Origin of the sequence: Bradyrhizobium guangxiense, from assembly GCF_004114915.1 — a bacterium.
Lineage (GTDB): Bacteria > Pseudomonadota > Alphaproteobacteria > Rhizobiales > Xanthobacteraceae > Bradyrhizobium > Bradyrhizobium guangxiense.
Genome location: NZ_CP022219.1, coordinates 6,448,480 through 6,475,370 on the forward strand (window position 1 = coordinate 6,448,480; position 26,891 = coordinate 6,475,370).

The 26,891-nt window shown below is 64.7% G+C and carries 20 protein-coding genes; 12 read left to right on the forward strand and 8 right to left on the reverse strand.

The window, feature by feature from the left end; all coding sequences use genetic code 11:
- The 7 genes from X268_RS30950 (at window position 1) to X268_RS30980 (ending at window position 8,402) form a co-directional block, all read left to right on the forward strand.
- Window positions 1-1,551, forward strand: a complete 1,551-nt coding sequence (locus X268_RS30950; RefSeq protein ID WP_128928450.1) for an AMP-binding protein — start codon at window positions 1-3, stop codon at window positions 1,549-1,551.
- Between the two features lie 233 nt (window positions 1,552-1,784).
- Window positions 1,785-3,383, forward strand: a complete 1,599-nt coding sequence (locus tag X268_RS30955; RefSeq protein WP_128928451.1) for an ABC transporter substrate-binding protein — start codon at window positions 1,785-1,787, stop codon at window positions 3,381-3,383.
- A 40-nt stretch (window positions 3,384-3,423) separates the two neighbouring features.
- Window positions 3,424-4,371, forward strand: coding sequence for an ABC transporter permease (locus tag X268_RS30960; protein ID WP_128928452.1), 948 nt, complete (start codon window positions 3,424-3,426; stop codon window positions 4,369-4,371).
- A 9-nt stretch (window positions 4,372-4,380) separates the two neighbouring features.
- Complete coding sequence (locus X268_RS30965) at window positions 4,381-5,274, forward strand: ABC transporter permease (RefSeq protein ID WP_128928453.1); 894 nt, start codon at window positions 4,381-4,383, stop codon at window positions 5,272-5,274.
- The gene (locus X268_RS30970; protein ID WP_128928454.1) at window positions 5,274-6,281 is read left to right on the forward strand and encodes an ABC transporter ATP-binding protein; all 1,008 of its coding nucleotides are present in this window, start codon (window positions 5,274-5,276) and stop codon (window positions 6,279-6,281) included. The genes X268_RS30965 and X268_RS30970 overlap by 1 nt, the downstream gene beginning before the upstream one ends.
- Window positions 6,278-7,264 (forward strand): ABC transporter ATP-binding protein, encoded by a 987-nt coding sequence (locus tag X268_RS30975; protein ID WP_128928455.1) that lies wholly within the window; start codon window positions 6,278-6,280, stop codon window positions 7,262-7,264. The genes X268_RS30970 and X268_RS30975 overlap by 4 nt, the downstream gene beginning before the upstream one ends.
- A gap of 253 nt (window positions 7,265-7,517) precedes the next feature.
- Window positions 7,518-8,402: an ABC transporter substrate-binding protein gene (locus tag X268_RS30980; RefSeq protein WP_164938023.1), complete on the forward strand. Its 885-nt coding sequence runs from the start codon at window positions 7,518-7,520 to the stop codon at window positions 8,400-8,402.
- Between the two features lie 178 nt (window positions 8,403-8,580).
- Here the strand turns inward: X268_RS30980 and X268_RS30985 are convergent, their stop codons facing one another.
- The 7 genes from X268_RS30985 to X268_RS31015 form a co-directional block, all read right to left on the reverse strand.
- Window positions 8,581-10,557, reverse strand: a complete 1,977-nt coding sequence (locus tag X268_RS30985) for an acetyl/propionyl/methylcrotonyl-CoA carboxylase subunit alpha (RefSeq protein ID WP_128928457.1) — start codon at window positions 10,555-10,557, stop codon at window positions 8,581-8,583.
- Window positions 10,554-12,170, reverse strand: coding sequence for an acyl-CoA carboxylase subunit beta (locus tag X268_RS30990; protein ID WP_128928458.1), 1,617 nt, complete (start codon window positions 12,168-12,170; stop codon window positions 10,554-10,556). Before X268_RS30990 ends, X268_RS30985 begins: the two co-directional genes overlap by 4 nt.
- Window positions 12,171-12,270: 100 nt before the next feature.
- Window positions 12,271-13,137, reverse strand: coding sequence for a beta-keto acid cleavage family enzyme (locus tag X268_RS30995; RefSeq protein ID WP_128928459.1), 867 nt, complete (start codon window positions 13,135-13,137; stop codon window positions 12,271-12,273).
- Window positions 13,138-13,330: 193 nt separating this feature from the next.
- Window positions 13,331-14,131, reverse strand: a complete 801-nt coding sequence (locus X268_RS31000) for a helix-turn-helix domain-containing protein (protein WP_128928460.1) — start codon at window positions 14,129-14,131, stop codon at window positions 13,331-13,333.
- Between the two features lie 206 nt (window positions 14,132-14,337).
- Window positions 14,338-14,994 carry a glutathione S-transferase family protein gene (locus tag X268_RS31005; protein ID WP_128928461.1) on the reverse strand — a complete coding sequence of 219 codons (657 nt, stop codon included), beginning with the start codon at window positions 14,992-14,994 and terminating at the stop codon, window positions 14,338-14,340.
- Window positions 14,994-16,157 carry an acyl-CoA dehydrogenase family protein gene (locus X268_RS31010; RefSeq protein ID WP_128928462.1) on the reverse strand — a complete coding sequence of 388 codons (1,164 nt, stop codon included), beginning with the start codon at window positions 16,155-16,157 and terminating at the stop codon, window positions 14,994-14,996. Before X268_RS31010 ends, X268_RS31005 begins: the two co-directional genes overlap by 1 nt.
- Before the next feature lie 113 nt (window positions 16,158-16,270).
- Window positions 16,271-17,407, reverse strand: coding sequence for an acyl-CoA dehydrogenase family protein (locus X268_RS31015; RefSeq protein WP_128928463.1), 1,137 nt, complete (start codon window positions 17,405-17,407; stop codon window positions 16,271-16,273).
- 268 nt (window positions 17,408-17,675) lie between these two features.
- On the opposite strand from X268_RS31015, the gene X268_RS31020 reads away from it, so the two are divergent.
- Together X268_RS31020 and X268_RS31025 are read left to right on the forward strand one after the other, a co-directional pair.
- Window positions 17,676-19,226: an acyl-CoA synthetase gene (locus X268_RS31020; RefSeq protein WP_128928464.1), complete on the forward strand. Its 1,551-nt coding sequence runs from the start codon at window positions 17,676-17,678 to the stop codon at window positions 19,224-19,226.
- A gap of 73 nt (window positions 19,227-19,299) precedes the next feature.
- Window positions 19,300-20,523 (forward strand): ABC transporter substrate-binding protein, encoded by a 1,224-nt coding sequence (locus X268_RS31025; protein WP_128928465.1) that lies wholly within the window; start codon window positions 19,300-19,302, stop codon window positions 20,521-20,523.
- Window positions 20,524-20,594: 71 nt separating this feature from the next.
- Here the strand turns inward: X268_RS31025 and X268_RS31030 are convergent, their stop codons facing one another.
- Entirely contained in the window at window positions 20,595-21,365 is a 771-nt protein-coding gene (locus X268_RS31030) for a helix-turn-helix transcriptional regulator (RefSeq protein ID WP_128928466.1), read from the reverse strand.
- Between the two features lie 187 nt (window positions 21,366-21,552).
- Between X268_RS31030 and X268_RS31035 the strand changes: the two genes are divergently transcribed.
- The 3 genes from X268_RS31035 to X268_RS31045 all read left to right on the forward strand — a co-directional run bounded on the left by X268_RS31035 (window position 21,553) and on the right by X268_RS31045 (window position 26,832).
- Entirely contained in the window at window positions 21,553-23,817 is a 2,265-nt protein-coding gene (locus X268_RS31035) for a marine proteobacterial sortase target protein (protein WP_128928467.1), read from the forward strand.
- Between the two features lie 88 nt (window positions 23,818-23,905).
- The gene (locus X268_RS31040) at window positions 23,906-24,472 is read left to right on the forward strand and encodes a class GN sortase (protein ID WP_128928468.1); all 567 of its coding nucleotides are present in this window, start codon (window positions 23,906-23,908) and stop codon (window positions 24,470-24,472) included.
- 143 nt (window positions 24,473-24,615) lie between these two features.
- Window positions 24,616-26,832 carry an acetate--CoA ligase family protein gene (locus X268_RS31045; protein WP_128928469.1) on the forward strand — a complete coding sequence of 739 codons (2,217 nt, stop codon included), beginning with the start codon at window positions 24,616-24,618 and terminating at the stop codon, window positions 26,830-26,832.
- Window positions 26,833-26,891 lie beyond the last annotated feature (59 nt).

Consider the following 26,891-nt stretch of genomic DNA (forward strand, 5'->3'; position numbering starts at 1 on the left):
ATGTACACTGGTCACCATGCCCGCCTGCGCCCGCTGCAGCCCGCCTTCATCATGGCGTCGACCGGCGAGGCCGTCACCTATCGCGAGCTCGAGGCGCGCAGCAACCGCCTGGCGCACCTGTTCCGCAAGCACGGCTTGAAGCGGCTCCACCACTATTCGATCTTCATGGAGAACAATTCGCGCTATCTGGAGGCCTGCGGCGCCGGCGAGCGCTCCGGGCTGTACTACACCTGCATCAACTCCTTCCTGACGCCGGGTGAGCTCGCCTATCTGCTCGTCAACAGCCAGTCGAAGATCCTGATCACGTCGATGGCCAAGCTCGACATTGCACGCGAGGCGATCCAGGCCTGCCCCGAGATCAAGCTCTGCATTGTTGCCGACGGCCCGGGAGAGAGCGAGCGCATCGTCGGGCTTGCGGACGTGACCGCTGGTCTGCCGACGACACCGATCGCGGACGAATGGCTCGGCACCGCCATGCTCTATTCGTCCGGCACAACGGGACGGCCGAAAGGCATCCTGCGGCCGCTGCCGGAGGAGCCGCCGAAGCACAATCTGCCGCTGTTCGATTTTCTGACCAAGCTCTGGCACTACCGCGAGGGCATGGTCTACCTCTCGCCGGCCCCGCTCTATCATTCCGCGCCGCAGGCTGCCGTGAACCTCACGATCCGCATGGGCGGCACCGTGATCATCATGGAGAGCTTCGATCCAGAACGATACCTGCAACTGGTGCAGCAATGGGGCATCACCCACACCCAGCTGGTGCCGACGATGTTCTCGCGCATGCTGAAGCTGCCGGAGGAGGTCCGCAAGCGCTACGACCTGTCGTCGCTGGAGATCGCGATACACGCCGCCGCGCCCTGCCCCGCTCTGGTCAAGGACGACATGATCGAATGGTGGGGACCCATCATTCACGAATATTACGGCGCGACCGAAGGCCTCGGCTTCACCGCCTGCAACAGCGAGGAATGGCTGAGCCATCGTGGCACCGTCGGCAAGGTGCTGCTCGGCGACCTCCACATTCTCGACGAGAACATGCGGGAGTGCCCGATCGGCACGCCCGGCCAGGTCTGGTTCAAGACGGGATCGCCGTTCGAATATTTCAACGATCCGGAGAAGACCAAGGAAGCGCGCTCGGCCGACGGCAGCATGAGCACGGTCGGCGACGTCGGCTATGTCGACGCCGATCGCTTCCTTTATCTCACTGACCGCGCGACCTTCATGATCATCTCCGGCGGGGTGAACATCTATCCGCAGGAATGCGAAAATCTCCTGATCACCCATCCGAAGGTCGCCGACGCCGCCGTGTTCGGCGTGCCCAATGCCGATCTCGGCGAGGAAGTGAAGGCGGTGGTGCAGCCGATGCCGGGCGTCGTGCCGGGGCCGGCTCTCGCCGAAGAGCTGATCGCGTTCTGCGCGAAATCGCTATCGCGGCAGAAGGTGCCGCGCTCGGTCGATTTCGAGAAGGAATTGCCAAGGCTGCCGACCGGGAAGCTGTACAAGCGCCTGCTGCGGGACCGGTACTGGGGGAACAAGGCGTCGCGCATCGTGTGAAGGGCGTAGCGACGCCGGAATTTGTTGATACGATTGCGCGCAACATCTGCACAACCAGCAGAGGAACATTTCTTCGCACCTGCACTCTCTCATTGTGAGACATGAACGCTCCGCGACCTTCCGTCATCCGAATTGTCGAGGTGGCGTGCGGACTTACCGGTTGCCTCCCTCAACTTGCGTGCTATCGTTGCGGCAAACAGGCCGCAAAAGGCCGATGTCCAGGGAGGATGAGCATGCGGAGCGTGTGGGCGCTCGCCGCAATGGCGACGCTATCTGTGCTGACGGCCTCAACCACCACGCTCGCCGGCGAGCCCAAGCAGGGCGGAACCTTGCGGATGTATCACCGCGACAGTCCGGCAAACGCCTCGATCCTCGAAGGCGCGACCTATTCGGTCAACGTGCCGTTCATGGGGGTCTTCAACAATCTCGTCATCTACGACCAGCACATCGCGCAGAACAGTCCTGACACCCTCAGGCCCGAGCTGGCCGAAAGCTGGTCCTGGAGCGGCGACAACAAGAAGCTGACGTTCAAGCTGCGCCAGGGTGTCAAATGGCACGACGGCAAGCCGTTCACATCGGCCGACGTCAAGTGCTCCTTCGATCTGCTGATGGGCAAATCGCAGCAGAAGCTGCGGCAGAATCCGCGCAAGGCCTGGTACAGTGAAGTCAACGAGATCACGACGAACGGCGATTTCGAGGTTTCCTTCGACCTGAAGCGGCCGCAGCCCTCGCTGCTGGCGATGCTCGCGTCCGGCTATACGCCGGTCTATCCCTGTCACGTCTCGCCGGCGGACATGCGCACCCATCCGATCGGGACCGGACCGTTCAAGTTCGTCGAGTTCAAGGCCAACGAATCGATCAAGCTGACGCGAAATCCGGACTACTGGAAGAAGGGGCTGCCTTATCTCGACGGCATCGAATACACCATCATCACGAACCGCTCGACCGCGATTCTCGCCTTCGTCGCCGGCAAGTTCGACATGACCTTCCCGACGCACATCACGATCCCGCTGCTGAAGGACATCAAGTCGCAGGCGCCGAACGCGACCTGCGTCGTCGAGCCGACCAACGTTTCGACCAACATCATCGTCAATTCGACCTCCGCGCCGTTCGACAACATCGATATCCGCCGGGCCATGTCGCTCGCACTCGACCGCAAAGCCTTCGTCGACATCCTGTTCGAAGGCAAAGCCGATATCGGCGGCACCATGCTGCCACCGCCTCAGGGCATCTGGGGCATGCCCAAGGACAAGCTGGAGACCATCCCGGGCTACGGTCCGAACGTGAATGCGAACCGCGAGGAGGCAAAGAAGCTGATGCAGAAGGCGGGCTACGGCCCCGACAAGCATCTCGCCGTGAAAGTCTCGACACGCAACATCGCGGAATATCGCGCCCCCGCCGTGATCCTGATCGACCAGCTCAAGAGCATCTATATCGATGGCGAGCTCGACGTCGTGGAGACCGCGAACTGGTTCCCGAAAGTCGCGCGCAAGGACTACATGCTCGGCCTCAATCTGACCGGCAACTCCGTCGACGATCCCGACCAGTCCTTCTACGAGAACTATTCCTGCGGCTCGGAACGGAACTACACCAATTACTGCAACAAGGAGATCGAGAAGCTGTTCGACGTGCAGTCGCAGGAGACGGACATTGCCAAGCGCAAGCCGCTGGTGTGGGACATCGACAAGAAGCTGCAGGAGGACGTCGCCCGCCCCATCATCTTCCATGCACGGGCCGGCACGTGCTGGCAGCCCTATGTCAAGGGCGTCACGATCATGTCGAACAGCTCCTACAACGGCTTTCGCTACGAGGACGTGTGGCTCGACAAGTAACCTGCCTGGCTGAAGACTAGCGGCTCGCGGAGGGCGAAGGATGTTTGCCTATCTGGTGCGACGCCTGTTCCTGATGCTCGTGACCCTGCTCGGGATCTCGGTCGTCATCTTCGTTCTGCTGCGCATCGTGCCGGGCAACATCGTCGACATCCTGTTCGCGGCCGCCGGCTATGTCGATCCCGCCGACAAGGCCAATCTGGAAAAGGAGCTCGGCATCGACCAGCCGCTGATCGTGCAATATTGGCACTGGATCAGCGGTTTTGTGCGCGGCGACTTCGGCTACTCCTACGTCTCAGAAAAGCCGGCGCTGCAGGAGATCCTGCCGCGGATTCCGATCACGGCAAAGCTTGCGGGCCTCGCCCTATTGTTCTCGGCCTCGATCGGCATTCCCTTAGGCGTCATCAGCGCGGTCAAGCAGGGCACCCGGCTTGATTACGCCCTGCGCGTCGTGAGCCTGAGCGGCTTGTCGCTGCCCTCGTTCTGGCTGGGCCTGCTCATCCTCACCGCGGCGGTCGCGATGTTCGGCCAGATACCGATCTTCAATCCGAACCCCAAGACCTGGCTCGAGGCGTTCGCGACCTATGCCGTGCCGGCCGCCGCCGTCGGCTTCCGCAGCGCCGCGCTGACCATGCGCATCACGCGATCCTCGATGCTGGAAGTGCTGCGGCAGGACTACATCCGCACCGCGCGCGCCAAGGGCGCCTCCGATGCCGCCGTGAACTATCGTCACGCGCTGAAGAACGCGATCCTGCCCGTGATCACCGTGATCGGCATCGAGGCGGCGTTCCTGATCGGCGGGCTGATCGTCACCGAGACGGTGTTCAACATCCCCGGCGTCGCCCGCTTCCTGGTCGAGGCGATCCGCTGGCGCGACTATCCGATCGTGCAGAACCTCGTGATGTTCATCGCGGTGGTCGTGGTGGTCGCAAATTTCACCGTCGACATGCTCTACGCGGTGTTCGACCCGCGGATCAGGTACACGGATTAGGAGAGCTGTTTGGCCGCAATCGACTACGATCTCGAACTGCGACGGGCCGGGGCGCATGCGACCGGCGGGTGGCGCCGCGTGCTGTTTCTGGCGCAGCGGCACGTCTTGGGCGCGGCCGGGCTCGTCATCATGGCGGTGTTCGTGCTCACCGCGATCTTCGCCGACTTCATCGCGCGCTATGATCCCCTCACGGTGGATTCTGCGCGCGCGCTCGCTCGTCCGAGCTGGGCCCACTGGATGGGGACGGACTCGTTCGGCCGCGACGTATTCAGCCGGATCATCCACGGCGCGCGGATCTCGCTCGCGGTCGGTATCGGCTCGACCGCGCTCGGCGGCACGATCGGCGTCATCGTCGGTCTGACGTCAGGCTATCTGTCCGGCTGGGTCGATCTCGTATTCCAGCGCGTGTCGGACGTGCTGCAGGCGCTGCCGCTGCTCGTCCTCGCCCTGATCATGACGGCGGCACTCGGCCCCTCCTTGCCGAACGTCATCATTGCCATCGCCATTCCGCTGATTCCGACCGTCTCCCGCGTCATCCGCGCCAACACGCTGGCGCTGCGCGAGCAACCCTTTGTCGAGGCCGCCAAGTCGATCGGCATGAGCGAGGTGCGCATCGCGCTCCGTCATGTGCTGCCGAACACGCTGGCGCCCTTGATCGTGCTCGCCACCGCCCAGCTCGGCTCCACCATCCTGACCGAGGCTTCGCTCTCCTTCCTCGGCCTCGGCATTCCCGAGCCTTATCCGTCATGGGGCCGCATGCTCTCCGAATCCGCCGCCGAATATGTCCGCACGGCGCCCTGGCTCGTGATCTTTCCGGGCATCGCCATCAGCCTCGCCGTGTTCGGCGCCAATCTGTTCGGTGACGCCCTGCGCGACATTCTCGATCCGAGGCAACGCGGCTGATGGCGGAAAAATCCGATCTCGTGCTCGAGGTGAAGAACCTGAAGACGGTGTTCTTCACCAATTCCGGCCTGTTCAAGGCCGTCGACGACGTCTCCTTTACCGTCAAGCGCGGCGAGACGCTGGCGATCGTCGGCGAATCCGGCTGCGGCAAGAGCGTCACCGCGCTGTCGCTGATGCGCCTCGTGCCCGACCCGCCCGGCCGCATCGTGGGCGGCTCCGTCTCGCTCGAAGGCACCGATCTGCTCGCGCTGGACGAGACGCAGATGCGCGCCGTCAGGGGCAATCGCATCTCCATGATCTTCCAGGAGCCGATGACCTCGCTCAATCCGGTGATGCGGATCGGCGACCAGATCGTCGAGGCCGTGCGGCTGCACCGGAACATCCCGGCCAAGGAAGCGCAGACCATCGCCGTCGAGATGCTGCGGCTGGTGCGCATCCCCGAGCCGGCGCGGCGGGCGCGCGAATATCCGCACCAGCTCTCCGGCGGCATGCGCCAGCGCGCGATGATCGCCATGGCGCTGGCCTGCCGACCGGCGCTCTTGATCGCGGACGAGCCGACCACCGCGCTCGACGTCACCATCCAGGCGCAGATCCTGGCGTTGATCCTCGACCTGCAGAAGGAGCTGGGCACGGGCCTCGTGCTGATCACGCATGATCTCGGCGTCGTCGCGCAGACCGCGCAGCGCGTGATCGTGATGTATGCGGGGCGAAAGGTCGAGGAGGCCAGCGTCGAAGCGCTGTTCGCCGCGCCCAAGCATCCCTATACGCGCGGGCTGATGGCCTCGATCCCGGCGGTCCCGGCATCCGGCGTCGCCGCGCCGGCGCGGCTGAACGAAATCCCGGGCACGGTGCCGTCACTGGTACGGCTGCCGAAGGGTTGCGCCTTCGCGCCGCGCTGCAAGCTCGCCATCAAGCGTTGCGAGGCCGAATATCCGCCGCTGGCGGATTGGGGCGGCGGCCATCTTGCCGCCTGCTGGCGCGCCGAAGAAGTCGCGGAGGTGGCATGACCGAGGCGCTGCTCGAGGTCACCGACCTCAAGAAACATTACCCGGTGCGCGCCGGCGTGTTGCGACGCCAGGTCGGCACCGTGCACTCGGTCGACGGCGTCTCGTTCTCGCTTAATGCCGGCGAGACGCTCGGGCTGGTCGGGGAATCCGGCTGCGGCAAGTCGACGGTGGCGCGCAGCGTGCTGCGCCTGGTCGAGCCGACCTCGGGCCAGATCCGGCTCGACGGGGAGGATATCACCCACCTCTCCAAGACAGCGCTGCGGCCGCATCGCCGCTCGATGCAGATCGTGTTCCAGGATCCTTTCGCCTCGCTCAATCCGCGCATGACCGCCGGCGACATCGTCGGCGAGCCGCTCGCCGTGCATGGGCTTGCGACCGGCAAGGAGCTGGAAGCGCGGGTCGCAAGGCTGTTCGAGCAGGTGGGCTTGCGGCCCGACCAGATGCGCAACTTCCCCCATCAATTCTCCGGCGGCCAGCGCCAGCGCATCTGCATCGCCCGCGCGCTGGCGCTGGGGCCGCGCCTGATCGTTTGCGACGAGCCGGTCTCCGCGCTCGACGTCTCGATCCAGGCGCAGGTGATCAATCTCCTGATCGACCTGCAGCGGCAGCACGGCTTCTCTTATCTCTTCATCGCGCACGACCTCGCCGTGGTCGCTCATATCAGCCACCGTGTCGCCGTGATGTATCTCGGCCGCATCGTGGAGATCGCCGACAAGGACGAGCTGTTCCGCAACCCGCGCCACCCCTACACGCAGGCTCTGCTCGCCTCGGTGCCGATCGCCAATCCGCTGGCGAAGAAGCTCGCGCCGCTGGTCGACGGCGACGTGCCGAGCCCGGTCAATCCGCCGCCAGGCTGCGCATTTCACACCCGCTGCCGGTTTGCGGTGGCGCGGTGCAAGACGGAACGGCCAACGCTGCTGGACGCCGGTGGCGGACACCAGGTCGCGTGCCTGCTCAATGACGGAACGGGGCGAAGCCAGTAGGCCGTGTCCTCATAAAAGCAATGTCAGCTCCTGAGGGAAGAGCGGAAATCTTCTGCTGGGCAGAGCGCTGCTGTTTTTGACCCGATGCGGACGTCATCCGCGTCCAGATTTTCCATCGAAGACCCTGGGCGATCGGATAGGATAAATGCTCACGAACCCCGGGGCATACATGAGACGGCGGCAACTTCTCTGGACGATGGTCGGAGTGGCGAGCGCATGGTCCTTCCGGTCGCGTGCGCAACAGCCAGCCAGAATGCCGGTGATCGGTATCCTGCTGACGGGCAATCCGGATCCAGCAATCTTCCTCGGCGGATTTGGCCAGGCCCTCCGTGAAGCAGGTTACGTTGACCGCCTGAATATTCGATTGGAGGTTCGCTCTGCTGGGGGAAACAGCGGTTTGCTCACGGAAAGGGCGGCTGAATTAGTCGAGCTGAAGGTTGATATTATCGTCGCGTCCCTCACGCCGGCCATTCAAGCCGCAAGACAGGCAACCAGCGATATTCCGATCGTGATGGCGCCCGCGGGCGAACCGGTCGGCACGGGACTCGTTGAAAGTCTGGCGCGACCGGGAGGCAATGTGACTGGCGTATCAGCGGCGACTGCGGAATTGGCAGGCAAGAGTCTCGAGCTCGTCCGAGAAGTCATACCGTCCGCTCGCCGGATAGCGGTCCTCGCGAATGAGGCCGATCCGCTCGCGAAGCCGTTCCTTGAACAGATTAACCGGGGTGCTCGTATAATTGGGCTTCAAATCGATACGACAATGGTGCGGCCTGAGACGCGGCTGGACGCGGTGTTCGCTGGCATCAGTGACAGGCGCGCCGATGCTCTCGTCGTTCAAGGGAGCCTCCAGCGCAAGGAGCTATTTGATTTGGCGATCAAACATCGCTTGCCGTCGTTTTCGAGCAACCGGCAGGTCGCGACCACAGGAGGGCTGGTAACTTACGCAGCCGACAGTATGGAGGTTCTGCGCGGCGCGGTAGGATACGTCGACAGAATTCTCAAAGGTGCGAAGCCCGCTGATCTGCCCGTCGTGCAGCCCACCAGGTTCGAACTGGTGATCAATCTCAGGACCGCCAAAGCCCTTGGCCTCACTATTCCGCCGACTCTGCTCGCCCGCACCGACGAGGTGATCGAATGATCGCTTCCGGCCCTTCAGTGACATCGAAAGATTGCTGCTTCTCCACCAAAGCGACTTGTCCGCCGTGGCTCGAAGAGCGAAGGCGGAAGCGTGCCCACCATCCCGCGTAATCGTCGGGCATTCGTGGGCACGGCGCTTCGCACCTTTGGCCACCCTACGAGACCGCGTTTGCGGCGAGCTAACCGGCCCCGATCTCCGCGACGATCCTGCCCGTGGTCACCTGATCGCCCTCGGCAACATCGATCGTGCCGACCACGCCGTCGATGCCGGCCTTGTGGACGTGCTCCATCTTCATCGCTTCCAGCGTCATGACCGGCTGGCCGGCGGCGACGCGGTCGCCGGGCTTGACCAGCACGGCGACGACGCGGCCGTTCATGGCGGCGCGGACCTTGCCGTCGCCGCCGTTGCTCGCGGCTGCTTTTGGCGCGGCGAGGGGGAGATCGGTGACCGCGAGCGGAATGCCGCGGTGCTGGAGATAGAGCCGATCGCCGTCGCGCAGGAATTTGGCGCTGTCCATCACCGCATTGTGGCGAAAGCGGACGGCGGCAGCATCGAGCTGCTCAATCTCGAAACGGTCTTGCCGGCCATCAGTGGCAACGGTGTAGCTGCCGTCGCGTTCGCGCGTGACTTCGAGCTCCAGCGTCTGGCCGGCGATCTCGATCTTCGCCGGAAGCGGGAACGTTGCCGATAGACTCCGGCCGCCCTGCCAGGACGGCGCACGCGGGCTTGTGACGTAGAGCAGCAGGCCCGCCAGCGCCATATCGAATGCCGCGTCTGCCTGCGGCGCCAGCAATTCGTCGCGGTGCGCGCCGATGAAGGCCGTCGTCGCTTCGCCCCTGGCAAAGCCGGGATGGCGCAGGCACGACAACAGAAACGCCTGATTGGTCGTCACGCCGAACGCCGTGAGCTGCTCGAGTCCGACGATCAGCCGGCCCCTCGCCTCCTCGCGCGTCGCGCCGTGGCTGATCACCTTGGCAATCATGGAATCGTAGAACGGCGGGATCTCCGAGCCCGATTGCAACGCGTGCTCGACGCGGATGCTTTCCGGCACCTGCCAGCGCGTCATGCGGCCCGATTGCGGCATGAAATCGTGCCCCGCATCTTCCGAGCAGAGCCGCACCTCGATGGCGTGGCCGGAGAATCTGATGTCCTGCTGCTTTACCGGCAAGGGTTCGCCACGCGCGACGCGCAACTGCAGCTCGACGAGATCGAGCCCGGTGATCGCCTCGGTGACGGGATGCTCGACCTGCAGGCGCGTGTTCATCTCCATGAAGTAGAACGCGCCGCCTTGATCGAGCAGGAATTCCAGCGTACCGGCGCCTTCATAGCGCAGCGCCTTGACCGCGGCGACCGCCACCTCGCCCATTCGGGCGCGCAGCTCCGGCGTGACCGCCGGCGACGGCGCCTCCTCGATCAACTTTTGGTGCCGCCGTTGCACCGAGCAATCGCGCTCGCCGAGATGAATGGCGTTGCCGTGGCTGTCGCCGAACACCTGGATCTCGATGTGCCGCGGATTCTGGATCGCGCGCTCGAGGATAACGGTGGGATCGCCGAACGCCGCCTTCGCCTCCGACCGCGCGCTGCGCAGCGCATCACCAAAGGACGCAGCATCCGTGACCAGCCGCATGCCGCGGCCACCGCCGCCGGCGACCGCCTTGATCATCACGGGAAAACCGATCTTTCTGGCTTCCGCGAGCATGACCTCGTCGCCCTGATCGGCGCCCTGGTAGCCGGGCACGACCGGCACGCCGGCCTTCTTCATGATCTCCTTGGCGCCGGCCTTGTTGCCCATCGCTTCGATCGCCTGCGGCGACGGGCCGATGAAGACGAGGCCGGCATCCTTGCAGGCTTGCGCAAAGTCCTCGTTCTCGGCGAGAAAGCCATAACCGGGGTGAACGGCATCCGCACCGCTGGCTTTGGCCGCCGCGATGATGGCGGGGATGTTGAGATAGGACTGCGCCGGCAAGGCTTCGCCGATGCGCACGGCCTGGTCGGCTTCCCGCACATGGCGCGCATCGCGATCCGCATCCGAATAGACCGCGACGACGCCAAGGCCGAGCTGCCGTGCGCTGCGCATCACGCGCAGTGCGATCTCGCCGCGATTGGCGACCAGAACCCTGAAGAACGGACGATGCTGCACTGATCCGTTCCTCATGGGCGGGCTACCGAAAACTGCATGCGCTGGGGCGTGCGCGCATCGCCCTCGCGGCAGATCGCGAGCACCTCGGACAGCACCGCGCGGGTGTCGCGCGGATCGATCACGCCATCGTCGAGCACGCGGGCGCTGGTTGAGAACACATCCATCTGCCCGTCGAACACGCCGACGATCTGCGCCTTCATGGCGTCGAGCTTGTCCTTCTCGATGGGCTTGCCGCGGCGCGCCGCTGCGGTCTCGGTCACGATTGCCATGGTCTCGGCGGCCTGCTCGCCGCCCATCACCGCCGTCTTGGCATTGGGCCAGGAGAAGCAGAAGCGCGGATGGAAGCCGCGACCGCACATGCCGTAATTGCCGGCGCCGAACGACGCGCCGCAATAGATAGTGATCTGCGGCACCGTCGCCGAGGTCACCGCCTGGATCATCTTGGAGCCGTGCTTGATCATGCCGGCCTCTTCATAGGCCTTGCCGACCATGTAGCCGGTGGTGTTGTTGAGGTAGAGCAGCGGCGTCCGGGTCTGGCAACAGGCCTGGATGAAATGCGTCGCCTTGTTGGCCCCGGCGGGATCGAGCGGGCCGTTGTTTGTGATGATGCCGATGGCCTGGCCTTCGATGCGGGCATGGCCGCAGACGGTGGCCGGGCCGTAATTCGGCGCCATCTCGGTGAAATCGGAATCGTCGACGATGCGCGCGATCACCTGTTTCATGTCCACGGGGCGCTTGTGGTCCATCGGCATGATGCCGAGCAGCTCGTCCTGGTCGTAGCGCGGCGGCTTGAATTGCACTGAGGCTTTGGCCGGCCGCTCCCATTGCAGCGCCGCCATGATCTCGCGCGCGATGCGCAAGCCATCGCGATCGTCTTCGGCGAGATAGTCGCCGAGGCCGGAGACCTGCGTGTGCATCTCGGCGCCGCCGAGCTCTTCCTCGGTCGCGATCTCGCCGGTCGCGGCCTTCAGCAGCGGGGGACCCGCGAGGAACGCGCGGGTGCGGCCGCGGACCATCACGATGTAGTCGGAGAGGCCGGTCTGATAGGCCCCGCCGGCGGTGGAGGAGCCGTGTGTCACGGTGACGACCGGGAGACCCGCAGCGGAGAGCAGCGCCAGATTGCGAAAGATGTTGCCGCCGCGGACGAAATCCTCGACGCGATAACGCAGCAAATTGGCGCCGGCGCTTTCGACCAGCTGGACATAGGGCAGCTTGTTCTCCAGCGCGAGCTCCTGCACCCGCAGCGTCTTGTCGAGGCCGTAAGGTTGCAGCGCGCCGGCATCGATGCCGGAATCGCTCGCGCTGACCATGCAGCGGATGCCCGAGACGAAGCCGATGCCGGCGATGACACCGCCGCCCGGCACGCTCTTGCTCGCATCCGGCACGTCGAACATGTAGCCGGCGAGCGTCGACAGCTCGATGAAGGGCGCGCCGGGATCGAGCACCAGCGCGACGCGCTCGCGCGGCAGCAATTGGCCGCGCTTGTGGAAACGGTCCTTTGCCGCGGCCGACGCCGTGCGCGTGCGCTCTTCCAGCGCGCGCATGCGGTCGATCAGTGCGAGCATGCCGTCGCGATTGGCGTGGAAGGCGGCGCTGCCGGGGGAAATGGTGTTTTCGAGAATGGACATGACAGACCTTGATCGTCATTCCGGGGCGCGCGAAGCGTGAACCCGGAATCTCGAGGTTCCGGGTTCGATGCTGCGCATCGCCCCGGAACGACGGGGATACTCAGCGATTTGTCCCAAAGATCGTCCGCGCCTCAGCCGGGCTTGCGATCTCGCGGCCTGCTCGCCTTGCGCAGGCGGCGACGGCCTCGATCAGCTGGCCGTTCGAGGTCACCTTCTTGCCGTCGGCGAGATAGAAGGTGTCCTCGAGACCGGTGCGTAAGTGGCCGCCGAGCTCGGCGCAGCGCTGGTGCAGCGGCCAGATCTCCTCGCGGCCGATGGCGGTGACCTGCCAATGCGCTTCGGGACGCTTGAGCTTGATCAGGATCGGCAGCAGCTCGGGATCAGCCGGCATGCCGGAGGCGACGCCCATCACGAAGTTATATTCGAGCGGCCCCTTGTACATGCCGACTTGGGTGTACATGCCGACGCAGCGCACGATGCCGACGTCGAAACATTCGAACTCGGGGATGGTGCCGACCGCGTTCATGACGTCGAGATAGTCCTTCACCTTCTCGACCGCGTTGTCGAACATCATTGGCGGCCAGGCCCAGCTGTTGTCGGCCTTCACCTTCAGATAGTTCAGTGAGCCGGCGTTGCAGGCGGCGATCTCCGGCCTGGTCTCGCGGATGCAGTCGAGCGCGCCGGAATAGTTCGGCCCCGACACGCCCGAGGTATGATTGATGATCACGCCGGGACAGGCTTCGCGGATCGCCTGCTGGATCTCCTTGCTGACCGCGACCTCCCAGGACGGCAGATGCCCCTTGCCCGGCGCCTGCTGGCGCAGGTGGATATGCATGATGGACGCGCCGGCGTCGAACGCAGCCTTGGCCTCGCGCGCCATCTGCTCGGGCGTCACGGGCACGTTGTGCTGCTTCGGATCGGTGAGCACGCCGTTCAGCGCGCAGGTGATGACGGCCTTGTCGCTCATGCCAAAAGTATCTCGCACGTTGAGAATTCAACGCTTGCGATCATGTGATGCGCGAGATGCGGCTTCTTGCGCGGAGAAGCTGGAAAAGGGGCGAGCTTTCGTTTGGTGGGTTAGCGCAGCGTAACCCACCAACGTCTCTTGCCGCAGATGCATAAGTGGTGGGTTACGCCTTCGGCTAACCCACCCTATGAAGCTACGAAGCCTCCGGGAGCCTTACCGTCTCGGTGCTGCGATAAATGGCAAGGTCCCGCGATCCGACGAAGATCGCGCGCGGCTTCAATCCATAGAAGCGACGAATCGAGTGGCTGAAATGGGTGGAGTCGGGATAGCCGATGTCCTGCGCGAGATGGGCGAGGTTGAGGTCCTGGTTGGCGAAGTGCAGCAAGTGCCGCGCGCGCTTCCAGGCGCGGAAGGAGCGGAAGGAGATGCCGGTCTCCTCCTTGAAGAGATGCAGGAAGCGCGAGGCGGAGAGGCCTGCTTCCGCCGCGCAGGTGTCGGCCGTCACCGGCTCGCCGGAGAATCGCTCGATGCGGGCGACGGCGCGGGTCACGCGCGGGTCGAGCACGCGGCGCGGTAGCGCTTCGCCGAAGCACATCTCGTCGAACTCGGCCGTGGTGATGTCGCCATAGCGACGCTGGCGCAGCAGCGCGTAGGCGGCAAGGATCTTGCGGGCATAGGCGGCCTTGTCCGGACCGCACAGCCGCTCGGCCAACGCCTCGATCACGCCATCCGGCATGCTTTCGGGCTCCAGCGTCACGCTAATGACGGTGCGATAGTCGCTGGCGATGGTGTGCCGCTGGTTCGGCAGGGTCACGACCAACTCGTCCGAGGTGTGGACGTCGTCGATCGTCAGATCCAGGCTGCCCTTCACCGCGACATAGACATGGCAGCAGCCGGGGGTGCGCTTGCGAGGGCGGCCGAGCAGGCCGGCATAGAATACCCGCTCGGGCGTGATCAGCATCAGATGGTCGGATTCGCGACCTTTATCTTCCATTGGGATCCTCCTCGCGCGGCTCTCTGGCCGCTGCGGACGGGGGTCACCTTAGCGGAAATTTGGGCGCTGTCACGACGGGATAGCGCTGTCATCGAAACGAGCGCCGTCGTTCCGGGGCAGTCTGCAGGACTGAACCCGGAACCGCGAGGTTGCTGCGCGAGATTCCGGGGTTCGCGCTATTGCGCGCCCCGGAATGACAGTGTCCCTTACGCCCTCACCCTCGGCGCGACATTCTGCTCTTTCCCGGCCTTCTGCTCCGCAGCAACGGCACGCTTGAAACCGTCGCGCTGCTGGAGGCGTGCCCAATAGGCCGCGACATTGGGCCCAAAATCCTTGGCGAGCCCGATATTGTCGGCCAGCCGAAGCGCATAACCGATGACAATGTCCGCGGCGGTGAAGCGGCCGGCGCACAAGGTTTCGGCATTTGCGGTGGCTGCCTCGACGGCGCGCAGCCGGCCCAGGAACCACTTTGCATAGTCGGTAGCGACCTGTGGATTGCGGCGTTCCTCCGGCTCGAGCTGGGTGTAGCGGAGCACCAGCGTCTGCGGGAAGGTTAACGTGGCGTCGCTGAAATACATCCAGTTCAGAAAGGCCCCATAAGCGGGATCCTCCGGTCCGACCATCAGCGGCGTCGGGCCGTATTTGATGCCGAGATAGTGGCAGATGCCGGAGGATTCGGTCATCCGCGTCTCGCCATCGACTAGGAAGGGAATCGTGCCGAGCGGGTTGAGCGCGAGATATTCCTTGGCGAAGACCCGCGGCGGGAACGGCAGCATCCTCAATTCGTAGGGCAGCCCCATCTCCTCCAGCATCCAGAGCGGACGAAACGAGCGCGCGGCGTCGCAGTGATAGAGCGTGATCATCAGGAGCTTCCTTTGCTGCCGGGCAGCGTGCCCATCATCTTGCACAGGACCATCAGCATGACCTCGTCGGCGCCGCCGCCGATCGAGGTCAGGCGGCTGTCGCGGTAGGCGCGGCTGACCGGCGTCTCGTTGGTAAAGCCCATCCCGCCCCAATATTGCAAGCAGGCGTCGGTGAGCTCGCGGCCGAGCCGGCCGGCCTTCAGCTTGGCCATGGTCGCGAGCCGCGTCACGTCCTCGCCGGCGACCAGCTGCTCGCCGGCGCGATAGATCAGCGCGCGCAAGAGCTCGACCTCGGTCTGCATCTCCGCCAGCTTGAAGTGCACGATCTGGTTGTCGAGGATGCTCTGGCCGAAGGCCTTGCGGTTGCGGGTGTATTCGATGGTCTGGTCGATGATGTATTCATGCGCCTTCAAGCAGGCCGCCGCGCCCCAGAGCCGCTCCTCCTGGAACTGGATCATCTGGTAGGTGAAGCCCTTTCCCTCCTCGCCGATCCGGTTGCGCTTGGGCACGCGGACATTGTCGAAGAAGATCTGCGCGGTATCGGACGAGCGCATGCCCATCTTGTCGAGCTTGCGGGCGACCGTGACGCCCTTGCTCTTCATGGGGACGCAGATCAGCGATTTGTTGCGGTGAACCGGACCATCGCCGGTGTTGGCGAGCAGGCAGATCCAGTCGGCTTGCGTGCCGTTGGTGATCCACATCTTGCCGCCCGTGATGACGTAGTCGTCGCCGTCGGAACGTGCCTGCGTCTTGATCGAGGCGACGTCGGAGCCGGCGCCGGGCTCGGAGACGCCGATGCAGGCGACGAAATCGCCCGAGATCGAGGGCGCCAGGAATTCGCGCCGCACCTCGTCGGAGCCGAACCGCGCCAGCGCCGGCGTTGCCATGTCGGTCTGCACCCCGATCGCCATCGGCACGCCGCCGCAGGCGATGGCCCCCAACTCCTCCGCCATCATCAACGCGTAGGAATAATCGAGGCCGGAGCCGCCGAACTCAACGGGCTTGTTCAGGCCGAGAAAGCCGAGGCTGCCCATCTTCTTGAACAGCGCGTGCGCCGGGAAGATGTCGGCCTTCTCCCACTCATCGACATGAGGATTGATCTCATTGGCAATGAACTTTTGCAGGGAACGGCGGATGTCGTCGTGGTCGGCGGTGAATAGCATTATTTCCCCTTTGTCATTCCGGGGCGCGCGAAGCGCGAACCCGGAATCTCGATATGTTAGGACTCATCTCTGGGTCCCGGGTTCGCGCTACGCGCGCCCCGGGACGACGGTCATCACAATCCCATCTGCCGGCTGGCCAGATCCTTCATGATCTCCTCGGTGCCGCCGCCGATGGCGTTGACCTTGACCTCGCGGTAGATGCGCTCGGCCTTGATGCCGCGCATGAAGCCAGCGCCGCCGAAGATCTGCACGGCTTCCGAGGCACAGAACGCCATGGTCTGCGTCGCCTGGTTCTTCATCATGCAGATGTCGGCGACCGGGCTCTCGCCCTGCCCGAGCCGCCAGGCCAGCATTTCCAGCATCGCCTGGCTGGCTGCGACCTTCTGGGCCATGTCGACGATCTTGTGACGGATGACCTGGTGCTGCGCGAGCGGCTTGCCGAAGGTCTTGCGCTCCCTGGCGTAGGCGATCGCCTCATCGAGGCAGACCCGGGCGAAGGCGGTGCAGCCTGCCGCCATGCCCATGCGCTCGCTGTTGAAGTTCTGCATGATGATCTTGAAGCCTTGGCCCTCCTCGCCGATCAGGTTTCCGGCCGGCACGCGGCATTGGTCGAAATGCAGCGTCGCGGTGTCGGAGGCCCACCAGCCCATCTTCTTCAGCTTGGTGCGCGACAGGCCGGGCGTGTCGCCCTCGATCAGCAGCAGGCTGACGCCGCCGGCGCCCTCGCCGCCCGTACGCACGGCGACAGTCAGATAGTCGGCGCGCATCCCTGAGGTGATGAAGGTCTTCTCGCCACTCACGACGTAGTGATCGCCGTCGCGCGGCGCCCTCGTGCGGAGGTTCGCAACGTCGGAGCCGCCGCCCGGCTCGGTGATGGCGAGCGCGGAGATCTTCTCGCCGGCCAACACCTGCGGCAGCACGCGCGCCTTCACCTCGGGACGCGCCGCGCGCGCGATCGGCGGCGAGCCGATGGTGTGGCTCATCAGGCTGGCGCTGATGCCGCCCGCTCCCGCCTGCGCCAGCTCCTGGCTTGCGACGATCTTCATGAACTGGTCGGCGGCGACCCCGCCATATTCCTCGGGGAATCCGAGACCCAACAGCCCGATCTCGGCCGCCTTGCGATAGAGCTCGCGCGGGAATTCGCCGGCTTCGTCCCACTCATGGGCGAACGGGACGATCTCCTTCTCAACGAAGCGGCGCATCACGTCGCGAAACGCGTCGTGCTCGGCGGTATAGAACGGGCTTTTCATCGCACACATGCCTCGTGGACGGATTCGTCGCGGCAACCATGGCCGGAACCTGGGCGGCCCACTTGCGCGGAGTGGCTGATCGGCGCGGACGATCCGGCCGACGCAGCAAGCTAGCAACTCAACGCAAGACGATTTTCACCGCTCGCAGGCCAACTCTGACGAAAAAAAACGTTGCTGCACAGACTCCGGCGGGCCCCCAGGGCCACGCCGGGCATAGTGCGCGAGCAGCAAGACAGCGGGCGGCACAAGACCGCCGAGGGAGGAATTTTTGGCCGTTCGCTACTACGACTGGATCGTCCATCATGGCCGACGTACGCCGAACAAGATCGCGCTGATCGACCTCGCAAGCGAGCGACGCCTGACCTATTCGCAGCTCGACGCCCGCGTCTCGCGCCTCGCCTCCTTCCTGCGTCACACGCTGAATGTCTCACGCGGCGACCGTGTCGCGGTGCTGGCGCTGAACACGACCGATACGCTGGAGGTGCAGTTCGCCTGCGGCCGGCTGGGCGCCATCTTCGTGCCGCTGAACCCCCGCCTCGCCGTACCCGAGCTTCAGTTCATCACCGCCGATTGCGCGCCCAAGGTGATGATCCACGACGCCGACCTGGCGGAAACCGCGCTGAGCGTCGCTAAGCTCTGCGGCATCGCAACCAGCCTGCTGCTTGGACCCGGCGGGTCCTATGAGGCCGGCATCGCCGGCGCAAGACCGCTGGCGCGCGCCGAGCAGGTCACGCTCGATGACGTCTCGACCATCATGTACACGTCAGGCACGACGGGCCATCCCAAGGGCGCGACCATCACCCATGGCATGACGTTCTGGAATTGCGTCAATCTCGGCGGCCCCGCCTGCATCGGGCCCTCCTCGGTCCTGCTCACCGTGCTGCCGCTGTTCCATACCGGCGGGCTCAACTGCTACACCAATCCGGTGCTGCATGCCGGCGGCACCGTGATGATCATGCGCGCCTTCGATCCCGGCACCGCGCTCGGCCTGATCAACGATCCCGCGCAGGGCATCAACGTGTTCTTCGGGGTGCCGGCGATCTACCAGTTCATGGCGCAACACCCCGCCTTCGCGACGACGGATCTCAGCCGGCTGATCGTCGGCGGGGTCGGCGGCGCTCCGATGCCGGTCCCGCTGCTGAAGGTCTGGGAGGCGCGCGGCGTCGCGCTGCAGCAGGGTTACGGCATGACGGAGACCTCGCCGGCCGTGCTGGTGCTCGATCGCGAGGATGCAGCGCGCAAGGCCGGCTCCGCCGGCAAGCCGGTGCTGCATACCGAAGTGCGCATCGTGCGCCCCGACGGCAGCGATGCCGATGTCGGCGAGCTTGGCGAGCTCTGGGTCAAGGGACCCAACATCACGCCGGGCTATTGGAACAGGCCGGAGGCAAACAAGACCTCCTTCACCGACGGCTGGCTGCATACGGGCGACGCCACGCGCGTCGACGAGGAAGGCTTTTACTACATCGTCGATCGCTGGAAGGACATGTACATTTCCGGCGGCGAGAACGTCTATCCGGCCGAGGTGGAGAACGTCCTGCACCAGCTCGCGGCCGTCGCGGAAGCCGCCGTGATCGGCATTCCCGATCCGCAATGGGGCGAGGTCGGCCTTGCCATCCTTGCGGTCAAGCCGGGCCAGAAGCTGACCGAGGCCGATGTCTTTGCACATTGCTCGGCCAATCTGGCGCGCTTCAAATGCCCGCGCCAGATCCGCTTCGTCGACGCGCTGCCGCGCAACGCCACCGGCAAGATCCACAAGCCGACGCTGCGGAAGGATTTCTCGATCGCTTCCGAGGTCGACAAGAAAGTTGCCAATGCCTGACCAGAGCGCCCCTCGCGGGCGCCTTTCTTTTTGAAGTGCCTGCCCAACCCAGAAGAAAACCCAAGGAATTTCCATGAAGAACAAGAAACTCGTTCTGCTCGCCGCCGCGGCGGCCCTGACCTTGCTCTCCGTCCAAGGCGCCTCTGCGCAGAAGAAATACGACACCGGGGCCAGCGACACCGAGATCAAGATCGGCAATGTCGAGGCCTATTCCGGCCCCGCTTCCGCCTACGGCATCATCGGCAAGACCGAGGAGGCCTATTTCAAGATGATCAACGACCAGGGCGGCATCAACGGCCGCAAGATCAACTGGATCTCCTACGACGACGGCTATTCGCCGCCCAAGACCGTGGAGCAGGTCCGCAAGCTGATCGAGAGCGACGAAGTGTTCCTGGTCTTCAACGCGCTGGGCACCCCGACCCAGACCGCCGTGCAGAAATATCACAATTCGAAGAAGGTGCCGCAGCTCTTCCTCGCCACCGGCGCCAGCAAGTGGAACGACCCGAAAGGCTTCCCCTGGACCATGGGCTTCCAGCCGAGCTACCGCGTCGAGGCGCGGATCTTCGCGAAGTACATCCTGCAGGCCAAGCCCGACGCCAAGGTCGCGATCTTCTATGCCAATGACGATTTCGGCAAAGACTACGTCGCCGGCATCAAGGAGATCTTCGGCGACAAGGCCTCTTCCCTGATCGTCGCGGAAGAGAGCTACGAGACCACCGAGCCGTCGATCGACTCGCACATCGTCAAGCTGAAGGGCACCGGCGCCAATGTCTTCGTCAACATCTCGACGCCGAAATTCGCCGCCCAGGCGATCAAGAAGATCGCCGAGCTCGAATGGAAGCCGATGCATGTCATGACCGACGTATCGATCTCGATCGGCGCCGTGATGAAGCCGGCAGGCCTCGATGCATCCGAAGGCGTGCTGTCGGCGACCTATCTGAAGGACGCATCCGACCCGCAGTGGAAGGACGACGAGGGCATGAAGAAGTTTCTCGCCTTCGTCGACAAATACATGCCGGGCGCCAACGTCTCCGACACCAACCTCGTCTACGGCTATGCCGCAGCGCAGACCATGGTGCAGACGCTGAAGCAGTGCGGGGACAATCTGACGCGGGAGAACGTGATGAAGCAGGCCGCCAGCCTGAAGGACTTCACGCCCGATACGCTGATCCCCGGCATCAAGATCAATACCGGCGCCAACGACTTCGCGCCGATCGAGCAGCTCAAGATGATCCGCTTCAAGGGCGGCCAGTGGGAGCTGTTCGGCGATATCATCAGCGCCGAAACCGGGGGTTGACGCGCCGTCCAGCCGCGCGACGAGATGTCGAATGGCGGCCGAGAGGCCGCCATTCTCTTGTCTGTCGCAGGCTATAGCGTCAAGAACAGCGCAAAAGGCTCTTCTACCGTGCGGCGCAGGTGCTTTCGATACAGGGCATGATTGGCGTCGTCGGGCGCGACCCGTCCCAGCGAAGGCTGCGGGACGTTCCTGAGCGGCACATAGGCGATCGGCGCCGCGATCGGCGTGAGCTGCGAGCCGGGACCAGCGCGCAGTGTCGAGATGATGCCGTACATCTCGCCGGACACCGTCGGCCGCGACACCGTGATGACGCGATGCTGGCCGTGCTTGATGATGACGAGGTAGATGAAGCCGGACTGATGGGGCACCGCGACCTCGCCGGTATGCTCGTAGGCAGCATCGGTCCGGTCGCCCTCGCGGAAGACCAGCGAGGAGACCTTCGGCTCCCAAACGATCTCGGTGCGGTAGGCGAAGATCGCGTCCTTGTCGCCGAACGACGGCCGCAACGTGATGTAGACGTCCTCGAGCCAGGTCACGGCGCGATGCGCATAGGAGCCGAGACTGTCGGGAGCGACATCGTTGGCGGCCTGAGGCGCCGCCACGACGGGGGTTTTGCGCAAGGAGACGCCCAGCGCCTGCTCAAGCCGGACCGTCGTCGCCAGCGTGAACGGCCGACGCCCGCCGAGCACTTTCTCCAGTGTCGACAGGCTGATCTTGGCCTGCTCGGCCAGCGCCTGCCGGGAGATCCGGCGCCTCGCAAGCTCCTCGCGAATGGTCTCGGCGATCTCGCGACTCTGCTCGTCCGAAAGCTGCTTGTCGTTCAGTTTGTCCTGCATCCGCATCGCTAGCCCTGCTCCGGCACGCCCATTCTAGCAGGCCGGACAAACCAGCACAAAACCGCACATGACCGCCCCGGCTGCGGCGCGCCCGGCCAGCCGTGGCGGAACATTGCCGATCATTCTGCTCGCGAAATCAGCCCCTTCCGGCGAATGCTCAGAGCCAGCAAACGTCCCTCCGGGAGCTGGCCAAATGAACACCTACGACACAGCCGACAACGACGAGCACCCCATGTTGAGCCGGCTGATCAAGCTCGGATTGTTTCTTCTCGCGCAGGGCATCGCGGTGATGCTGATGGCCTTCGTGGCCCTGCTCGTCAGCTTCGGGACGAGCTGGTCGGCAACGACCGAGCAGGCCGGTCTGCTCCAGCCCGGCGATGCCCGGTCCGGTACGCTGCTTCTGAAGGAAGATGGCGCCGTCATCGAGGCGATCCGCCTCGGTATCGACGTCGACATCACGGTCTCCGGCCCGACGCTGCGCGCCCGGGTCACTCAGGTCTTCCGCAATCCGAGCAAGGATTGGGTCGAGGCAACCTATGTCTATCCGCTTGCGACCGGCGGCGCGGTCGATACGCTGAAGATGGTGGTCGGCGACCGCGTCATCGTCGGAGACATCAAGGAGCGGCAGCAGGCGCGCATAATCTACGAAGAGGCGCGCCGCGCCGGCCAGAAGGCCGCGCTCACCGAGCAGGAACGCCCGAATATCTTCACCAATTCGGTGGCCAATATCGGTCCCGGCGAAACCGTGCTGGTGCAGATCGAATATCAGGAGCCGGTGCATCAATCCGGCAATGAATATTCGCTCCGCCTGCCGCTGGTGGTCGGACCGCGCTACAACCCGGTGCCGATCGTCCAGAGCGTCGATTTCCGCAAGGATGGATCGGGCTGGGGCGCGGCGACCTCGGATCCGGTGCCGGACCGTGACCGCATCTCGCCGCCCGTGCTGGACCCTGCCAAGGCTGCCCCGATCAATCCGACCAGCATCACGGTGCGCCTGAAGGCCGGCTTCGCGCTTGGCGAGGTCAAGAGCCACCATCACAAGGTCAAGATCGAGAGTCCGGACAGCGCGACACGCGTCGTCACTCTCGCCGACGGCGCTGTCCCAGCCGACCGCGACTTCGAGCTGACCTGGCAGCCCGCCGCCGACAAGGCGCCAACGGTCGGCCTGTTCCGCGAACATGTCGGCGATGCCGACTACCTTCTCGCGTTCGTCACCCCGCCCAGCGCCGAGCAGGCGATGCAAAAGCCGCTGCCGCGTGAGGTGGTGTTCGTGATCGACAATTCGGGGTCGATGGGCGGCACGTCGATGATCCAGGCCAAGGCGAGCCTCACTTACGCGCTCTCTCGGCTTCAGCCGGCCGATCGCTTCAATGTCATTCGCTTCGACGACACGATGGACATGCTGTTCCCCGCCGCCGTGCCGGCAGATGCTGCGCATATCGGCGAGGCGACCTCCTTCGTGAGCGCGCTACAGGCGCGCGGCGGCACCGAGATGGTGCCGGCGATGCGCGCCGCACTGGCCGACAAGCTCGGCGAGAGCGGCATGGTTCGCCAGGTCGTCTTCCTGACCGATGGCGCAATCGGCAACGAGCAGCAATTGTTCGAAACCATCACGGCGATGCGCGGCCGCTCGCGCATTTTCATGGTCGGCATCGGATCGGCGCCCAACACCTATCTGATGACACGCGCCGCCGAGCTCGGCCGTGGAGCCTTCACCCATATCGGCTCCGTCGAGCAGGTGGAGGAGCGCATGCGCGGCTTGTTCGCCAAGCTCGAAAACCCGGCCGTGACCGGCCTCACCGCGAAGTTCTCCGAAGCCAAGGCTGACGTCACCCCAGCGATCATCCCCGACGTCTATCGCGACGAGCCGCTGGTGCTTGTGGCAAGGCTCGACCAGCTCGCAGGCTCGCTCGAGATCAAAGGACGCGTCGGCGACCGTCCATGGTCGGTGACGCTGCCGCTGCAAAGGACCGCCGAGGGCAAGGGCCTGTCGAAGCTCTGGGCCAAGCGCAAGATCGGTGACGCCGAAGTGGCGCGTGCCATGCGGGAGCTCGCGCCCGAGGAGGCCGACAAGGCGATCCTGGCGCTGGCGCTTGAGCATCAGATCGTCACGCGCCTGACCAGCCTCGTGGCGGTCGACAAGACGCCGAGCCGCCCCGAAGGCGCGCCGCTCAAGCTCAGCGAATTGCCGATCAACCTGCCGGCCGGCTGGGATTTCGAGAAGGTGTTCGGCGAACGGCCGCATCTGACGCCGACACAGCTGCGCGAACGCCATGCCGACGCGCGCAACGAGCCGGCGACGCGACGGCCGACGCCCGCTGCAGCCGATGCGATCCGTCTGCCCAAGACGGCGACCTCGGCCGAGCTGAGGATGATGGCGGGCCTGGTCCTTATCGCGCTCGCCCTGATCCTGTTCGTGTTCAACCGGCGTCAGCCTTTGCTCACTGACGCCGCTTGAGAGAGGAGCCCCCCAACTCCTCTGTTAGCGCGCGCGGCTGCCCGTCCCGCAAAAACGGCCGCGCGCGCCTTTTTTCAAGGTCATTGCAATGCCCCGCCTCGTCTCTCCTCTGGCTCTCGCGCTTGTCGGCTTCCTCTTGTTCGGCGACGGCGCCTACATCCACGCCAAGGCCTGGCTGACGCAGGTGCTGCTGGAGCAGGCGTTCGACCGAAGCATTGCGACGGGCCAACCGGTCAAGCCGTGGTCCTGGGCCGACACCTGGCCGGTTGCGCGGATCGAGGTCAAGCGGATCGGCGCCAGCGCCATCGTGCTGGAAGGCGCGAGCGGACAGGCGCTTGCTTTCGGACCCGGCCACATCCAGCACACGGCCGATGCAGGCGAACGCGGGATAGCCGTCTATGCCGCGCATCGCGATACGCATTTCCGCTTCCTGCAGAATGTCGCCATCGGCGACGTCATCGACATCACACGAAGTGACGGCCGACATTTTCGCTATCGCGCGGATTCCTCGGCCGTGGTTCGTTTCGATGCATCGGGGATCGACGCCACGGCACGAGATTTCGAGCTCGTTCTCGCGACCTGCTGGCCATTCGATGCCGTCACTCCCGGACCCGAGCGCTACATCCTGCACGCGACATTGATCGGCACCGACTAGTAGGTCGCCCACCGGGCCGACACGCACCGATGCACACTTCATTCCACCACACGGCATACCACGCACGCGGTTGCCACTTCGAAAGACTCGCCATAGAACAGAGTGACGCGCCACCAAACAAGAACAACAGGTGAGGTCACGCCATGGAAGCCCATGTGTCTGCTGCGTCCGCGTCCCGTCCATGGTCTCCGCCGCGTGATGCCAGCGACATCGTCAAGCGTGTCCATGCCATGCTGCACCCGCACAACATCGTGCTGGTGGGCGCAACCGACAAACCCGGCAATTATGCCGAGCGCATCTGGAACAATCTGGTCAAGTACGGCTTCGAGGGCGGCCTCTATCCGGTCAACGCCAAGCGCGAGGCCATCTGGGGCGTCCCCTGCTACAAGGACTTTGCCAGCCTCCCGGAGAAACCCGATCACGTTCTGGTGCTGGTGCCCGCGCGCTTTGCGGTGCAGGTGATCCGCGACGCCGCAGCGGCGGGCGCGCGGTCGGCCACCATCGTCACGTCGGGCTTCAGCGAGCTGCAGGATGAGGAAAGCCAAAGGCTCGCCGCCGAATTGCAGGCGGCCGTGCGCGAGACAGGGCTTGCGGTCACGGGGCCGAACTGCCTCGGCAACTTAAGTGCCGGCGAAAAGCTCTTCACCAACATCGACGACCGTGTCGTGACCATGGAACAGGGCGCGGTGGCGATCGCCGGGCAATCCGGCGCCATCGTCATGGCGATCCGCCAGGCGCTGGAGGATCGGGGCGTCGGTGTCGGCTACATGGTGACGACCGGCAACGAGGCCGGACTCGAGACGCCGGACCTGATGCGCTATTTCGCCGAGGATCCGAGCGTCAAGGTGATCGTCGTCTATCTCGAAGGCGTCCGCAACACCAAGGCGTTCCGCGATGCCTGCAAGGCCGCGCGCGCCGCCGGAAAGCCTGTGATCGCACTCAAGCTCGGCGCATCCGAGGGCGGCCGCGCCGCGGCGATGGCTCACACCGGGGCGCTCGCGGGCTCGATCGAGACGTTCGACGCCATTGCAACGCGCGAGGGCGTGATCCGGGTCGGCGGCCTCGACGAGCTGATCGAGACTACCGAATGCTTCGTCCACGCGGCCGCGCCCAAGGGCGACCGGCTCGCGGCGGTTACGCTGTCGGGCGGCAAGCGCGGCATGCTGATCGACGCCTTCTACGCGGAAGGCCTGAATTTCGCGCCGCTGAGTCCGCATGTCAGCTCGGAGCTGGCGAAGATGCTCGGACCGGGCTCGATCGTCGGCAATCCGCTCGACGCCGGCTTTGCCGCGGTGGTCGATCCCTCCGTCTACATGAAGTCGATCAAGCTGATGATCGACGACCCCGACATCGACATCGTCATCATCGATGCCGAACTGCCGAAGACCCCGCACGAGCTGCGCGAACGTAACCTGCGCATCGTCAACGAGATGGCGGGCAAGGCCTCAAAGCCCGTGATCTATATCAGCGCGATGTCGATCGGCTTCACTGAATTCACCAAATCCTTGCGCAAATCGCTGCCGCATCTTGCGGTCATGCAGGGCATGGACCGGGCGGTGGCCGCGATCAAGTCGCTGCTCGCCTACGCCAAGCTGCGGAAAGAAGTGCCCGACATCGTCTCAAGCTCGAAGCCCGCCGCGCGCGCCGTGCTGGAGAAGGCGCTGAAGTCTGCGAACAGCGCCGCACTCGACGAGGTGGCCTCGAAGAAGCTGTTGAAGGCCTATGGCATCCCGATCTCGAAGGAAGCGATCGCGCGGACGGCCGCGGAGGCGGCGAAGATCGCCAAGCAGATCGGTTTTCCGGTGGTGGCGAAGGTCGTCAGCGCCGAGATCCTGCACAAATCCGACATCGGCGGCGTGGTGCTGAACCTGAAGAGCGCCGCTGAGGTGAAGAAGGCTTTCGCCGACATCACTGCCCGGGTGGGCAAGTTGAAAGGCAAGCCCAAGCTCGACGGCATTCTGATCGCACAACAGGTCAAGGCCGAGCTCGAGCTCGTGGTCGGTGCTTCGCTCGATGCCGAGATGGGGCCTGTCGTGCTGTTCGGCACCGGTGGCATCGACATCGAGTTGATGAAGGACGTCGCGCTCGCCGGCGCGCCGCTGGACGAGGCCGAGGCGCGGCTTCTGATCGGCCGCACCAAGGCCGGAATCAAGATGCGCGGCTATCGCGGCAAGCCGGCCCTGCACGAAGCATCCGCAGTGAGGGCGCTGGTCGGCCTGTCCAATTTGATCGCCGATGCCGGCGACCGGATCGCCTCGATCGACATCAACCCGTTCCTGATCAATGCCAGGACAGGTGTCGCCGTCGATGCCCTGATCGTGCTGAACAATGCTGCGGCAAAGCGAGCGGCCGGACATTGAGGATGTCATAGGGCAGATTGTAATCCGCCAATCCCTACGGCGGACAAGTCGTTAACCCG

Bases quoted from the DNA above. Each gene is read 5' to 3' on its own strand.
- X268_RS30975 (WP_128928455.1), top strand. From the start codon at position 6,278: ATGACCGAGGCGCTGCTCGAGGTCACCGACCTCAAGAAACATTACCCG.
- X268_RS30980 (WP_164938023.1), top strand. From the start codon at position 7,518: ATGCCGGTGATCGGTATCCTGCTGACGGGCAATCCGGATCCAGCAATC.
- X268_RS31045 (WP_128928469.1), top strand. From the start codon at position 24,616: ATGGAAGCCCATGTGTCTGCTGCGTCCGCGTCCCGTCCATGGTCTCCG.
- X268_RS30985 (WP_128928457.1), bottom strand. From the start codon at position 10,557: ATGAGGAACGGATCAGTGCAGCATCGTCCGTTCTTCAGGGTTCTGGTC.
- X268_RS30960 (WP_128928452.1), top strand. From the start codon at position 3,424: ATGTTTGCCTATCTGGTGCGACGCCTGTTCCTGATGCTCGTGACCCTG.
- X268_RS31035 (WP_128928467.1), top strand. From the start codon at position 21,553: ATGAACACCTACGACACAGCCGACAACGACGAGCACCCCATGTTGAGC.
- X268_RS31015 (WP_128928463.1), bottom strand. From the start codon at position 17,407: ATGAAAAGCCCGTTCTATACCGCCGAGCACGACGCGTTTCGCGACGTG.
- X268_RS30970 (WP_128928454.1), top strand. From the start codon at position 5,274: ATGGCGGAAAAATCCGATCTCGTGCTCGAGGTGAAGAACCTGAAGACG.
- X268_RS30995 (WP_128928459.1), bottom strand. From the start codon at position 13,137: ATGAGCGACAAGGCCGTCATCACCTGCGCGCTGAACGGCGTGCTCACC.
- X268_RS31025 (WP_128928465.1), top strand. From the start codon at position 19,300: ATGAAGAACAAGAAACTCGTTCTGCTCGCCGCCGCGGCGGCCCTGACC.
- X268_RS31040 (WP_128928468.1), top strand. From the start codon at position 23,906: ATGCCCCGCCTCGTCTCTCCTCTGGCTCTCGCGCTTGTCGGCTTCCTC.
- X268_RS30990 (WP_128928458.1), bottom strand. From the start codon at position 12,170: ATGTCCATTCTCGAAAACACCATTTCCCCCGGCAGCGCCGCCTTCCAC.
- X268_RS30955 (WP_128928451.1), top strand. From the start codon at position 1,785: ATGCGGAGCGTGTGGGCGCTCGCCGCAATGGCGACGCTATCTGTGCTG.
- X268_RS30950 (WP_128928450.1), top strand. From the start codon at position 1: ATGTACACTGGTCACCATGCCCGCCTGCGCCCGCTGCAGCCCGCCTTC.
- X268_RS31000 (WP_128928460.1), bottom strand. From the start codon at position 14,131: ATGGAAGATAAAGGTCGCGAATCCGACCATCTGATGCTGATCACGCCC.
- X268_RS31030 (WP_128928466.1), bottom strand. From the start codon at position 21,365: ATGCGGATGCAGGACAAACTGAACGACAAGCAGCTTTCGGACGAGCAG.
- X268_RS31010 (WP_128928462.1), bottom strand. From the start codon at position 16,157: ATGCTATTCACCGCCGACCACGACGACATCCGCCGTTCCCTGCAAAAG.
- X268_RS31005 (WP_128928461.1), bottom strand. From the start codon at position 14,994: ATGATCACGCTCTATCACTGCGACGCCGCGCGCTCGTTTCGTCCGCTC.